Here is a 13,233-nt window from a genome sequence, read left to right on the forward strand (position 1 = left end):
CGGCAATTAATAAGAGGTTCTATGTCTTCAGAAATTATCCCCGTAAACCAGGATATTGAGCTTCGAGCCGTCGAAGAACGTTATACCGCCGATCTGCATAACCTCGTGATTAAAAACAAAACCTGGCTGCAAACCGCCTTTGACTGGGCGCAGCATGTCGGCAGCGAAGAGGACACGCGACGCAACGTGCAGAGCAACCAGATGCTGCACGAGCGCGGTTACGCCAAAATGTTCCTGATTTTCATGAACGACGCGCTGGTGGGCGTGCTCTCCTTTAACGCCATCGAGCCTGCGAACAAGGCCGGGTACATTGGCTACTGGCTCGACGAAGCGCATCAGGGGAAGGGCATTCTCTCTCAGGCGCTCCAGGCGTTTATGCGCTATTACGTTGAGCGCGGCGAGATCCGCCGCTTTGTCATTAAATGTCGCGTAGATAACCAGAACAGTAACCGTGTGGCTCAGCGCAACGGTTTTGCGCTGGAAGGATGCCTGCGGGAAGCGGAAATGCTCAATGGCCGCTACGATGACGTGAATCTTTACGCCAGGCTTTTCCCGCTATAGTGCCCCCAGCAGCGGTGTTCGGGTGATCCGCGTGTCGCCGTTGATCACTTTCGATCCCCGGACGTGAATGCTTTCACCCTCAAGCGCCTCGATAACCGCATCGTCTGAAATTTCCACCTGATGCTCAATCAATACATCGCCACTGATACGCGCCCGGCCCTGAATCACGACGTGGTCGTCAATCAGGATCGGCCCGCCGCGCAACCACGCCTCGCCGCCTATCAGCACGTGATGTTTAATAACGCAGTTGCCTTCGACGAGGGCGTTTTCCGCGACCTGTGAACTGTACCGCAACGTCGGGATTGCATCTTCCTCTGAACCGGCCAGCAGGCGGGCATTGCCGTACACTTTGGCGCAGTCGCACACCCAGACGTTATTAAGCGCGTTGCCCTCAATAATGGCGCGATCGAACACCTCCGCGCGATGCTCTACAAAGGCCCAGGTCACCATGGCATCGCCGTAAATTTGCGCCTGATGCACAATACGCGACTGGCTGACCGTTGCGCTGTCATAGATTTGCAGGATCTGCTCGCGGTCGGGCGTAAGCCCTTTGGCTGCGATCACCATACTGTTATGCAGCACCCGCGCATCATCTGCGATGCGGCATTCCCCGCGCACCGTAGAGTGCTGAATAGTGACGTTGTCACTTATTATCGCACCGTGACTCACCTCGGCGGCGTCCAGCCAGCTGTTGCCGCTAACGTGTGCGCGGTGGCTTACGATGCAGGGCTGGGTAAGGCGGGCATTACCGGATACACGGGCACCGGCAAAGACCACGCTGTTTTCATCGTAAATCCAGCAATCCCCGTCCTGTGCGAGGGCGTTCTCATCCTCAACCCAACCGCCTTTTGTCCCGCGGACAACATCGTTAAAATCGTCCACGGCAACGATCTGTCTGAGGGGCGTTGTGCACGGCGTGGTCCCGTCCTGCCAGCGCCACATACGGGTTTCATTGCTAAGCCGATATTTTGTCATCGTCTGATCCCTGAAAAGCCTTTCACTAAACGTAGCAAACTTTTGGCTTGTCGAAGTGCTGGCGTCCACACGGGAAACCCCTTAAAATGGCATTTCAAATACATTTTAAAGATTAAAAAAAATGCATAATGAAAACCAACGCGTTCTTAACTTGCCCGCCGGGTACTTTGGCATGGTATTGGGTACCATTGGCATGGGGTTCGCCTGGCGTTATGCCAGCACTGTATGGCCGGTTACGCGCTGGCCGGGAGAGATCCTGGTGGCGCTGGCGGTGACGATCTGGTTCTTTTTGAGCGTAGCGTTTCTCACCCGTGCGGTACGGTTTCCACGCAGCGTGCTGGCAGAGATGCGACATCCGGTGATGAGCAGTTTTGTCAGCCTGTTTCCCGCCACAACGATGCTGGTGGCCATCGGCTTCGTGCCGTGGTACCGCCCGGTGTCGCTGGTGTTATTTAGTGTGGGCGTGGTGATCCAGCTTGCGTATGCCGCCTGGCAAAGCGCCGGGCTGTGGCGCGGTAAGCACCCGGGAGAGGCGACAACGCCGGGCCTCTATCTGCCGACGGTGGCGAACAATTTTATTAGCGCGATGGCCTGCGGCGCGCTGGGCTTCCACGATGCCGGACTGGTGTTCCTTGGCGCCGGCGTCTTTTCCTGGCTGAGCCTGGAGCCGGTCATTTTGCAGCGCCTGCGCAGCGCCGGCGAACTGCCCGCAGCGCTTCGTACCTCGCTCGGGATCCAGCTTGCGCCAGCCCTGGTGGCCTGTAGCGCCTGGCTTAGCGTCAACGGCGGCGAAGCGGACACCTTCGCCAAAATGCTGTTTGGCTATGGCCTGTTGCAGCTGCTGTTTATGCTGCGTCTGATGCCGTGGTATCTGTCGCAGCCGTTCAACGCGTCGTTCTGGAGCTTCTCGTTCGGGGTCTCGGCGCTGGCGACCACCGGTTTGCATCTTGGGCAAAGCAGCCCTTCAGGGTTCTTTCACGCCCTTGCTGTTCCACTGTTTATTTTCACCAACGTCATCATCGCGATGCTGCTGGTCCGTACTTTTATCTTGCTGATGCAGGGCAAACTTCTGGTGCGCGCTGATAAGGCACTGCTTATGCAATCTGAGGAAAAACAATGACTGTCGATGAAAACTACTTTACCGAGAAATATGGTCTGACCCGCACGCACTCAGAGGTGTTACATAGCGCGAATATTGTTAAGCCGGGTAAAACGCTCGATCTCGGTTGCGGAAATGGCCGTAACAGCCTTTACCTGGCGGCCAACGGCTATGACGTGACGGCGTGGGATAAAAACCCGATGAGCATCGATAACATCGAGCGCATTAAGGCGGCGGAAGGGATTACGAATCCGCACACGGCGATTCAGGATCTGAACAGCCTGACCTTTGACGGCGAATATGACTTTATTCTTTCTACCGTCGTATTGATGTTCCTTGAGGCGAAAACCATCCCTGGTCTTATCGCCAATATGCAGCGCTGCACCAGGCCGGGCGGCTATAACCTGATCGTTGCGGCGATGGATACCGAGGATTATCCGTGTACCGTTGGCTTCCCGTTTGCGTTCAAAACCGGTGAACTGAGCAACTATTACCAAGGCTGGGAGCTGCTCAAGTACAACGAAGAGGTGGGTGAACTCCACCGTACCGATGCCAACGGGAACCGTATCAAGCTGCGCTTCGCCACGATGCTTGCGCGCAAGCCCGCTTAACGCGCGGCCAGCAGACAGAGTTGCAGGGCGGTGCGGTAGGACGCCTCGAACGACGACAGCGGTAAAAACTCAAACTTTGAATGGAAGTTATGGGCGCCGGTGAAGAAGTTCGGGGTGAGCAAGCCTTTGGCTGACAGCGCTGCGCCGTCCGTGCCGCCGCGCATCGGCGTTGGCTTAGGCGCGATACCGAGCGATTCCATTGCCTCGAACATCAGGTCGATGGCGCGGCGATCTTCACCAATCGCGTTGCTGATATTGCTGTAGGTGTCCTCAATGCGGACGTCCACCTTTGCCGTAGGGTGCTGCGCCGCTATTTGCGCCGCCACATCGGCAATTTGCTGCTTGCGGGCGGCAAAACCCTCTTTGTCGAAATCACGGATGTTGGCTTTCAGCACCGCTTCGTTTTGCCCGGCCTGGATGCCGTTAAACCAGATGTAGCCCTCGCGCCCTTCGGTGCATTCCGGAGTTTGCTGGCGATCGAACTGGCTGATGAAGTCCGTGGCCATCAGGAGTGGGTTGACCAGCACCCCTTTGGCGGACATCGGGTGGGCCGTTACGCCGGTAAAGCGAATGTCAGCCGCTGCCGCGTTGAAGTTCTCATAAACAATTTCCCCCAGTTCGCAGCAGTCGATGGTCCAGGCAAAATCGACGTCGAAGCGTTTCAAATCCAGCGCTTTCGCACCGCACAGGCCAATCTCCTCGTCAGGCACAAACGCCACCACAATATCGCCATGCTTATGCTCGGCCGTCAGGTTTTCCAGTACCGTCATAACCACGGTGACGGCCGCTTTATTATCTGCGCCTAATACGCTGGTTCCGTCGCTGAAAATAATCTCTTCATTAGGGTAAGCCAGAATTTCCGGGTGCTCTTTGACGCGCAGCCAGATCCCTTTCTCTTTATTCAGGCAGAGATCTTCACCCCTAAACGTTAATATTTGCGGATGAATATCCGGAGATAAACCGACGTCCACCGTGTCGATATGGGTAATAAAACCAATGCGCGGCGCACCCGCGACATTGCCTTTTTTCACGGCGGTAACGGTAGCGAATTCATCAATCACAATGTCGTCCAACCCCAGCTTTTCCAGCTCGTTCGCCAGTTCCCGCGCCATGTCGTGCTGGCCCGGCGTGGAGGGCAACGTTTTCACTTTTGGATCGCTCTGGCTGGTAATGGCGAGATAACGAAAAAAGCGACGGGTTAATTGTCTGGAGAGTTCAGAGCCCATAGTGTTTCCTTCTGTATTTATTTTTCATGTGTTTGCGCCATCACTTTAATGTTATTTATGGAACGGCAAAAGAAGTAATTAGCCGTCGAATTAAAAAGACAGGAAATAATGATGAAAAGCACATTCACAACGATAACGCTGGCGCTGGCTGCGCTTACGGTCAGTTCCACCGTCGCGGCAAAAACGCTGGTGTATTGCTCTGAAGGATCGCCGGAAAACTTCAATCCTCAGCTATACACCTCGGGAACCAGCGTGGATGCCAGCGCCGTACCGGTTTATAACCGTCTGGTCGATTTCACGCCCGGCACCACCGAGCTGGTGCCGAGCCTGGCCGAAAGCTGGGAGGTGAGCGAGGATGGCAAGATCTACACCTTCCACCTGCGCAAAGGTGTGAAATTCCACAGTAATAAGCTGTTTACGCCGACGCGCGACTTCAACGCGGATGACGTGATTTTCTCGTTTATGCGCCAGAAGGATGTGAATCATCCTTACCATAACGTCTCGAACGGCAGCTATTCCAACTTTGAAAGCCTGGAGTTTGGCAGCCTGATAACGGCCATCGACAAGGTTGACGAGCACACCGTGCGCTTCACCCTGGCGCACCCAGAAGCACCGTTTGTCGCTGACCTGGCGTGGTATTTTGCCTCCATCCTGTCGGCGGAATATGCCGATGCCATGCTGAAAGCGGGCACGCCAGAAAAGGTCGATATGCAGCCGATTGGCACCGGTCCGTTTAAGCTGGCGCAGTACCAGAAGGATTCCCGCATCCTCTTTACCGCCTTCCCGCAATACTGGCAGGGGAAATCGAAGCTGGATCGTCTGGTGTTCACCATCACGCCGGACGCCTCGGTGCGTTTTGCCAAAGTTGAGAAGAACGAGTGCCAGGTGATGCCGTTTCCGAACCCGGCGGATCTGCCGCGCATGAAAGCTAACAAAGACATTAACCTGATGAGCAAGGCCGGCCTGAATACCGGTTTCCTGGCGTTTAACACGCAAAAGCCGCCGCTGGATAATCTGAAGGTGCGCCAGGCGCTGGCGATGGCGATTAATAAACCCGCCATCATTGACGCGGTGTTCCACGGAACCGGCACGGCGGCGAAAAACCTGCTGCCGCCTGGCGTCTGGAGTGCCGACAGCGCGCTGAAAGACTACGAATACGATCCTGAAAAAGCGAAGGCGCTGCTAAAAGCGGCGGGATTTGCTAACGGCGTCAGCATCGAACTGTGGGCAATGCCGGTGCAGCGGCCCTATAACCCGAACGCGAAACGGATGGCTGAAATGATCCAGGCGGACTGGGCGAAAGTAGGCGTACAGACCAAAATCGTGACCTATGAATGGGGCGAATACCTGAAGCGCGTAAAAGGAGGGGAACATCAGGCCGCGCTGATGGGCTGGACAACGGCGACGGGCGATCCGGATAACTTCTTCGGCCCGCTGTTTACCTGTACGTCCGCCAACGGCGGGTCGAACTCGGCAAAATGGTGTTATAAGCCTTTTGATAACCTGATCGCCGAAGCCAAATCGATAACCGATCGCGAAAAACGCGTGGCGCTGTACAAGCAGGCGCAGCAGATGATGCACGATCAAATGCCGGCGGTGATGATTGCCCACTCGACCATTTTTGAGCCGGTCCGTAAAGAGGTCACGGGCTATGAAATCGATCCCTTCGGTAAGCACCTCTTCTGGCAAGTGGATCTGAAAGAGTAATAGTTATACTGCCCGGTTTCAGCCGGGCACTATTTTCGCTATTTGTGCTGTCTTCGTCATTTTTTGCCACACCACGTTCCCTCCTTTTTTGTTATAACTTCAAGTGCATACTTGCAGATAACATGGAATACCATCATGCGTACTCAGACTTTTTTTAAAGTTGCAGTGCTTTCTGGCCTGTTGGCCCTTTCAGGCTGCGCGTCAAAAGTCGCAGCCCCCGAGCAGTATTCGGGCTTTTTAAAAGATTACTCAGGCTTGCAGGAGATGACATCTGCAACCGGGAAGCCAACCCTGCGTTGGGTTGATCCTTCCTACAATGAGGCGAATTACGACAGCATTATCTGGACGCCGATTACCTATTACCCGGCGCCAAAACCGACCACTCAGCTTGGGCAAAAAACGCTTGATGAGGTGTTGAGTTATACCAATACCAAACTGAAAACCGCGATTGGCCAGCGTAAGCCGATTGTCACGACGCCAGGCAAACATAGCCTGATCTTCCGTGGTGCCATCACCGGTGTGAGCTCGGACAAAGAAGGTTTGCAGTTCTATGAAGTGATTCCTGTCGCGCTGCTGGTTGCGGGAACGCAGATGGCAACTGGCCATCGCACCACGGATACGCATCTGTTCTTTGAAGGCGAGCTGATCGATGCGGCCACGAACAAGCCGGTAATTAAAGTTGTTCGTAAAGGTGAAGGTGAAGAGCTGGCAAATGAAAATACGCCGATAGGCTTCGCCACGCTGAAACAGGTTGTGGATGACATGGCGACGGATGCCACCATGTTTGATGTTCATCAGACTGCAAAATAATCAACACGGCCTGCACCTTCGCAGGCCGTTTTTCTATGCCGTTAGCAGGCGTCGGAACCAGGTTTCCGGTTTGGTAAACATCACCATATTTCCCCCCAGAATCAGCAGCAGGCCTGCGATCCCATTAAGATGCCATACGTAGCCCTCGTAGATTGTTGAAATTGACAGGGCCACCAGCGGGAAAAGCAGGGTGCTGTACGCGGCTTTACCGGGACCAATGCGGCCCACCAGCGTAAAGTAGGCTCCGAAGGCAATCACCGAGCCAAACAGCGCAAGATACAGCAGCGCCCCCACGTAGCTCACCGTCCATTCCGGCATAAAGCTATCGCCCCTGAAGAGAGCGATAAGGCCCATCACGACGGTGCCATACAGCATCGCCCAGGCATTGGTGGTCATGGTTTCCAGCCCGTTGCGCTGATGGCGCATGCTGATCATATTCCCCAGCGAGAAGCCGTAGGTGCCGAGGGCGGAAAGCCCAATGCCGGTGAGCAACGACGCGCTCCAGCCGCTGGCGAGCAGATCGTTCCAGAACAGGGTGATGATCCCGATAAGCCCCAGTGCTGCCGCCGTCCAGAAGCGTGCGGGCGGCCGCTGGCCGAAGAAGATAAAGCTGTTGATGGCGTTATACAGCACGGCCATCGAGAAGATCACCGACTCAAGGCCGGTATTGATATGGGCGGCGGCGGTGTAAAAGCACCAGAAGTTGAAGCAGAATACGCAGCAGCCCTGAAGCAGGCAGTAGAGGTGATCCCGCAGCGCCAGCCTGCGCAGGCGGCGAAGGGCGAGGAGGACAATCATCATCGTGGCGCTGGCCACGGCGAAGCGCCAGAAAATGGAAACCGGGGCGGGAACCGGCCCCTGTTGCAGAAAAATAGCGATCCAGGTCGTACCCCAGATAACAACGACCAGCCCATAGAGTAATGCGTTCATGGTTTCTCTCTTCTCATACCGCGAAAAACACCAGTGTGACGAAAGCGCGGGCGGGCGGCTTTCATTCGCTTGCGCCGGACTTGCACATTCTTGCGCTTTTTTCTCACGCGAACGCTGGTAACAGGCTGCAACACTTCATAGACTGACAGTCTGATTAATCACCTGTTTACGGCCATGTCTCTCGTTTACGACACCTTTGAAACGTTACGCCAACAAAATGCGGTGCTGCGGGAAACCGTCGCGCTCAATTCTGGCATTCAACTGGCGGCGTGGTACAACAAGCACGATACGATCACCGTAAAAAGCAACCACCATACGCTCAGCCTGTACGTGGCGGATGGCTATGAAAGCTATCAAAAAACCCCCGGTGGCTGGAAAAATGGCGGCGGGCCGGATCGTTTTTGCCTGATGCCCGAAGAGAGCGAATCCACGTGGGATATTCGTGACGACCTGTCGTTCGTCCACCTTTACTGCACCGATGAACATCTGCGGGACGTGGGGGAGAAAATCTGGGATAAACGTCCGCTATCACTGACGCTGGATGAAAAAATCTTTGGCAGCGATCCGAAAATCACCGCCCTCTATCGTCAGTTTTTGCTGGGCTGCGACTGGCAGCAAAACGCCAATCAGCTCACCCTGAGCACCGCGTCGACCTTACTGCTGACGCATTTAGTCCAGCATTATTCCAGCGTACAGTGGAAGTTACCGGTGGTCACCGGCGGGTTATCGCCGTTTGTGCTGCGTAACGTAGTGGCCTTTATCGAGGAAAATCTGGCGCAACCCTTAACGCTGGCGGAGCTGGCGGGTCAGGCCGCACTCAGCGAGTATCACTTCGCCAGAATGTTCCGCCAGTCGATGGGGCTGGCGCCGCATCAGTACGTCATGCAGCGCCGCATGGAGAAGGCCAAAGCGCTGGTGCAGCACACCACCACGCCGCTCACCGACATCGCGCTGGCCTGCGGATTCAACTCCGCCAGCCACTTCAGTAACCGTTTTCGCAGCATGACGGGGATGACGCCGTCCCAGTTACGCGCGAGGAAGGCGTGAAAAGACCGCGTAACATAACCCACCCAGTACCAGCCCCCAGAAGGCGGAGCCAATCCCCAGGATCGTGACGCCGCTGGCGGTCATCAGGAAGGTGACGATCGCCGCGTCGCGCTCCGCTTCATGATTCAGCGCCTGATACAGACTGCCGCTAATCGTACCGAGCAGGGCCAGCCCGGCCAGCGTCTGGATCCCGCTCAGCGGCAGGGCAGCCATCAGCCCGGAAATCGAGCCGCCAAAAACCCCCGCCAGCAGATAAAACCCGCCTGCGGCCGCCGCGGCCAGCCAGCGTTTACTGGCATCCGGGTGGGCGTCCGGGCTCTGGCAAATGGCGGCGGTGATGGCGGCGATGCAGATGGAATAGACGCCGAAGGGGGATAACACCAGCGCCAGCCCGCCGGTCGCAACGATAAGCGGTGAGACCGCCAGCGGATAGCCCGAAGCCTGCATGGTGGCGAAGCCGGGCGCATTCTGCGACGCCATGGTCACCAGAAAGAAGGGCAATCCGATACTTATCATGCTGGTAAACGTGAACGCAGGGGCAATAAAATGAGGCATGATAACCGATAACGTCATCTTATCCGTGACAACGTCACTTCCGGCCCAGGCCGCGAGAATGCCCACCAGCAGCGTGACGACAATGGCGTAACGGGGAGCCACGGCTTTGGCCACCAGCCAGGCGGCCAGCATACTGCCGCAAAGAAAAAGGTGTCCCTCAATGTTGCTGAATGCCTTCAGGCCGAACTGTAACAGCACGCCCGCGAGCATAGCGGCGGCAAGCGAGTGCGGGATCAGCTTCATCAGCCGGGCAAACAGGCCGGTCACGCCGCACAGCAGGATCAGCGCATTTGCAAACATAAATACCCCGATGGTTTCCGCCAGCGTGACGCCATGCAGGCTGGTGGCGAGCAGCGCCGCGCCGGGCGTTGACCAGGCGGTCAGCACCGGCGCCTTGTACCACCACGATAACGCAAGCGTGCTGATCCCCATCCCGAGGCCCAGCGCGGTCATCCATTCGCCGATTTGCTGTGGGGTTGCGCCTGCCGCCGCGGCGGCCTGCCAGATAATGGCGGCAGAGCTGGCATAGCCCACCAGGACGGCAACAAAACCGGCCAGTACGGCAGGAAAGAGAGGGGCAGTCGATCGCATGGGAACTCCGTTGTGCGTTATAACGTCCGGCGTAAGGTATCACTGTGCGCTATAGCGTACAAGTGGTATGCTTCGCACAACGGGAGGAACCATGGATATTACGCAACACCTTGCCACTACACTGAAAGCGCTGCGTCAGGCGCGGGGCTGGAGCCTGTCGAAGCTGGCCGAAGAGACGGGCGTGTCGAAAGCGATGCTTGGGCAAATCGAACGCAACGAGTCCAGCCCGACGGTCTCCACCTTGTGGAAAATCGCCACCGGGCTGAACGTGCCTTTTTCGGCGTTTATTACCCCAGAGAGCGACCCGCAGGCGGTATTTGATCCGCAGCAGCAGGCGATGGTGGTGAAGCCGCTTTTCCCCTGGGACGACCAGCTCAGGTTTGATCATTTCTCCATCACGCTGTCGCCCGGCGCGCTGAGCGAATCCACCCCGCACGAAGCCGGGGTGATTGAACACGTGGTGGTGATAAGCGGTGAACTGGAGATGCAGATCGACGGCATCTGGCGGACGATTTATGCTGATTCTGGGGTGCGTTTTGCCGGCGACAAACCGCACGCGTACCGCAACAGCAGCGCCCGGACGGTCCATTTTCACTCTCTAATCCATTATCCCCGCTAAAGCGTCGCAAAACGGTTTCACTGACACAGACTTCTGACTACAATAGCCGCCATTTTGACCATAACGGATAACGACGAAGTATGCGCCTGCACTCCCATCATCTTGAACTGCTCAGCCCGGCCCGCGACGCCGCCATTGCCCGTGAAGCCATTCTTCACGGTGCGGATGCCGTCTACATTGGCGGCCCTGGCTTCGGTGCCCGTCATAACGCCAGCAATAGCCTGCGCGATATTGCCGAACTGGTGCCGTTCGCCCACCGTTTCGGGGCGAAGGTGTTCGTGACCCTGAACACCATTCTTCATGATGATGAGCTTGAGCCCGCGCAGCGTCTGATAACCGATCTCTACCAGACCGGCGTTGACGCGCTGATCGTTCAGGATATGGGCGTGCTGGAACTGGATATCCCGCCGATTGAGCTGCACGCCAGCACCCAGTGCGATATCCGCACCGTTGAGAAGGCAAAGTTCCTTTCGGACGTTGGGTTCACACAGATTGTTCTGGCGCGCGAGCTGAACCTGAACCAGATCCGCGATATTCACAAGGCGACCGACGCCACTATTGAATTCTTTATCCACGGTGCGCTGTGCGTGGCGTATTCCGGGCAGTGTAATATCTCTCACGCCCAGACGGGGCGCAGCGCTAACCGGGGCGACTGCTCTCAGGCCTGCCGTCTGCCGTATACCCTGAAAGACGATCAGGGCCGCGTGGTGGCGTTCGAAAAACACCTGCTGTCGATGAAAGATAACGATCAGACGGCGAACCTCGGCGCGCTGATCGACGCCGGCGTGCGCTCCTTCAAAATTGAAGGGCGCTACAAGGACATGAGCTACGTGAAAAATATCACCGCCCATTATCGTCAGATGCTGGATGCCATCATCGACGATCGCCCTGATCTGGCCCGCGCCTCCGCCGGACGTACGGAGCATTTCTTTATTCCGTCCACGGACAAAACTTTCCACCGCGGCAGCACGGATTACTTTGTGAATGCGCGCAAAGGGGACATCGGCGCGTTTGACTCACCGAAGTTTATCGGCCTGCCGGTGGGTGAAGTGCTGAAGGTGGCGAAGGACCATCTAGACGTTCAGGTTACAGAGCCGCTGGCGAACGGCGACGGTCTCAACGTGATGATTAAACGTGAAGTGGTCGGTTTCCGCGCCAATACCGTGGAGAAAACCGGCGAAAACCGCTATCGGGTCTGGCCGAACGAAATGCCTGCCGATCTCTACAAAGCCCGTCCCAACGCGGCGCTGAACCGTAACCTGGACCACAACTGGCAGCAGGCGTTGCTCAAGACCTCCAGCGAGCGCCGCATTGCGGTGGATATCGCGCTGGGGGGCTGGGAAGAGCAGCTGATCCTGACCATGACCTGTGAAGACGGTATCAGCGTGAGGCATACCCTCGACGGCATGTTCGAGGTAGCGAACAACGCGGAGAAAGCGCTGAACAGCCTGAAGGACGGCGTGGCGAAGCTGGGTCAGACCATTTATTACGCGCGTAATATTGAGGTGAATCTGCCCGATGCGCTGTTCGTGCCGAACAGCCTGCTGAATCAGTTTCGTCGCGAAACGGCTGAGATGCTGGATGACGCGCGCCTGGCAAACTATCCGCGCGGCAGCCGTAAGGCCGAAGCGGTGCCTGCGCCGGTTTACCCGGACACGCATCTCTCCTTCCTGGCGAACGTTTATAACCATAAAGCGCGTGCGTTTTATCATCGACACGGCGTGCAGCTGATTGACGCCGCGTATGAAGCCCATGAAGAGAAGGGCGACGTGCCGGTGATGATCACCAAACACTGCCTGCGGTTTGCCTTTAACCTCTGCCCGAAGCAGGCGAAAGGCAATATCAAAAGCTGGAAAGCAACGCCGATGCAGCTGGTGAATGGCGACGAAGTGCTGACGCTGAAATTCGACTGCCGTCCGTGTGAAATGCACGTTATCGGTAAGATGAAGAATCACATCTTCAAAATGCCGTCGCCTGGCAGCATTGTGGCCTCCGTCAGCCCTGACGACTTGATGAAAACCCTGCCGAAGCGTAAAGGCAGCTAACCCGGAAAGTGGGTATCGGGTTTGCGCGATTTCTGCCAGGAATGTCGCTCGCGCAACCCCTCCGCAGATTCCTCTGCCTCGCTGCGTAACGCGTCGCTGTCAGCTTCATGACGAAGCTGATGGTCGGCGTTTTTCACATACAGAAATTCATGTCCTTTGTGCTCCGCCATAATCTGCCCTGAGAACAGAGCGCTTATCAGCAGCACTAGCGACAACCCTTTTCTGAACATCCTTCATCCCCCCGAAAATACGGCAGGGTTATCGTAGGGATAATTTCATAGAGTAATTATTTGACTGTTCAAATTTGAGAAAACAGACTGTCAAAATTTGTGATCGCAATACAGCGCATCTGAGACTATTCTTAAAAGCAATATTGACGTTGTAAACTCCCATTTCTGGTATGAAAAGAGCAGCTAGATTTATGGGGAAATCATTTACAATAAGATTTTTCTGGCTA

General features: G+C 56.1%; 13 protein-coding genes. 8 read left to right on the forward strand and 5 right to left on the reverse strand.

Annotated elements, in window-relative coordinates; genetic code table 11:
- The first annotated feature begins 21 nt into the window (after positions 1 to 21).
- Positions 22 to 561 carry a 50S ribosomal protein L7/L12-serine acetyltransferase gene (gene rimL, locus INF58_RS06925; RefSeq protein WP_193527343.1) on the forward strand — a complete coding sequence of 180 codons (540 nt, stop codon included), beginning with the start codon at positions 22 to 24 and terminating at the stop codon, positions 559 to 561.
- Here rimL and ydcK read toward each other — a convergent pair.
- On the reverse strand, positions 556 to 1,536 hold the full coding sequence (gene ydcK / locus INF58_RS06930) for a YdcK family protein (RefSeq protein ID WP_193527344.1): 981 nt from the start codon (positions 1,534 to 1,536) through the stop codon (positions 556 to 558). The two genes, rimL and ydcK, sit on opposite strands and share 6 nt — an antisense overlap.
- A gap of 121 nt (positions 1,537 to 1,657) precedes the next feature.
- On the opposite strand from ydcK, the gene tehA reads away from it, so the two are divergent.
- Positions 1,658 to 2,656: a dicarboxylate transporter/tellurite-resistance protein TehA gene (gene tehA, locus INF58_RS06935; RefSeq protein WP_193527345.1), complete on the forward strand. Its 999-nt coding sequence runs from the start codon at positions 1,658 to 1,660 to the stop codon at positions 2,654 to 2,656.
- The gene (gene tehB / locus INF58_RS06940; RefSeq protein ID WP_193527346.1) at positions 2,653 to 3,246 is read left to right on the forward strand and encodes a tellurite resistance methyltransferase TehB; all 594 of its coding nucleotides are present in this window, start codon (positions 2,653 to 2,655) and stop codon (positions 3,244 to 3,246) included. Before tehA ends, tehB begins: the two co-directional genes overlap by 4 nt.
- On the opposite strand, the gene pepT is transcribed toward tehB, so the two are convergent.
- Positions 3,243 to 4,472: a peptidase T gene (gene pepT, locus INF58_RS06945; RefSeq protein ID WP_193527347.1), complete on the reverse strand. Its 1,230-nt coding sequence runs from the start codon at positions 4,470 to 4,472 to the stop codon at positions 3,243 to 3,245. The two genes, tehB and pepT, sit on opposite strands and share 4 nt — an antisense overlap.
- A gap of 111 nt (positions 4,473 to 4,583) precedes the next feature.
- Here pepT and INF58_RS06950 point away from each other — a divergent pair, with 111 nt between their 5' ends.
- Together INF58_RS06950 and INF58_RS06955 are read left to right on the forward strand one after the other, a co-directional pair.
- Complete coding sequence (locus INF58_RS06950; protein ID WP_193527454.1) at positions 4,584 to 6,179, forward strand: ABC transporter substrate-binding protein; 1,596 nt, start codon at positions 4,584 to 4,586, stop codon at positions 6,177 to 6,179.
- Positions 6,180 to 6,314: 135 nt separating this feature from the next.
- On the forward strand, positions 6,315 to 6,989 hold the full coding sequence (locus INF58_RS06955) for a DUF3313 domain-containing protein (RefSeq protein WP_193527348.1): 675 nt from the start codon (positions 6,315 to 6,317) through the stop codon (positions 6,987 to 6,989).
- A 33-nt stretch (positions 6,990 to 7,022) separates the two neighbouring features.
- Here INF58_RS06955 and INF58_RS06960 read toward each other — a convergent pair whose 3' ends face one another.
- Positions 7,023 to 7,919: a DMT family transporter gene (locus INF58_RS06960; protein WP_193527349.1), complete on the reverse strand. Its 897-nt coding sequence runs from the start codon at positions 7,917 to 7,919 to the stop codon at positions 7,023 to 7,025.
- A gap of 174 nt (positions 7,920 to 8,093) precedes the next feature.
- Here INF58_RS06960 and INF58_RS06965 point away from each other — a divergent pair, with 174 nt between their 5' ends.
- Positions 8,094 to 8,966 carry a helix-turn-helix domain-containing protein gene (locus tag INF58_RS06965; protein ID WP_193527350.1) on the forward strand — a complete coding sequence of 291 codons (873 nt, stop codon included), beginning with the start codon at positions 8,094 to 8,096 and terminating at the stop codon, positions 8,964 to 8,966.
- Here INF58_RS06965 and INF58_RS06970 read toward each other — a convergent pair.
- Entirely contained in the window at positions 8,946 to 10,112 is a 1,167-nt protein-coding gene (locus INF58_RS06970) for a benzoate/H(+) symporter BenE family transporter (protein WP_193527351.1), read from the reverse strand. The two genes, INF58_RS06965 and INF58_RS06970, sit on opposite strands and share 21 nt — an antisense overlap.
- A gap of 91 nt (positions 10,113 to 10,203) precedes the next feature.
- Between INF58_RS06970 and INF58_RS06975 the strand changes: the two genes are divergently transcribed.
- Together INF58_RS06975 and INF58_RS06980 are read left to right on the forward strand one after the other, a co-directional pair.
- Positions 10,204 to 10,731: a helix-turn-helix domain-containing protein gene (locus INF58_RS06975; RefSeq protein WP_063866735.1), complete on the forward strand. Its 528-nt coding sequence runs from the start codon at positions 10,204 to 10,206 to the stop codon at positions 10,729 to 10,731.
- An 80-nt stretch (positions 10,732 to 10,811) separates the two neighbouring features.
- The gene (locus INF58_RS06980) at positions 10,812 to 12,776 is read left to right on the forward strand and encodes a U32 family peptidase (RefSeq protein ID WP_193527352.1); all 1,965 of its coding nucleotides are present in this window, start codon (positions 10,812 to 10,814) and stop codon (positions 12,774 to 12,776) included.
- Here the strand turns inward: INF58_RS06980 and INF58_RS06985 are convergent.
- The gene (locus tag INF58_RS06985) at positions 12,773 to 13,006 is read right to left on the reverse strand and encodes a DUF2554 family protein (RefSeq protein ID WP_193527353.1); all 234 of its coding nucleotides are present in this window, start codon (positions 13,004 to 13,006) and stop codon (positions 12,773 to 12,775) included. The two genes, INF58_RS06980 and INF58_RS06985, sit on opposite strands and share 4 nt — an antisense overlap.
- Positions 13,007 to 13,233 lie beyond the last annotated feature (227 nt).

It is taken from the genome of Enterobacter cloacae complex sp. P24RS (assembly GCF_014982165.1).
Taxonomy (GTDB): Bacteria; Pseudomonadota; Gammaproteobacteria; order Enterobacterales; family Enterobacteriaceae; genus Enterobacter; species Enterobacter quasihormaechei.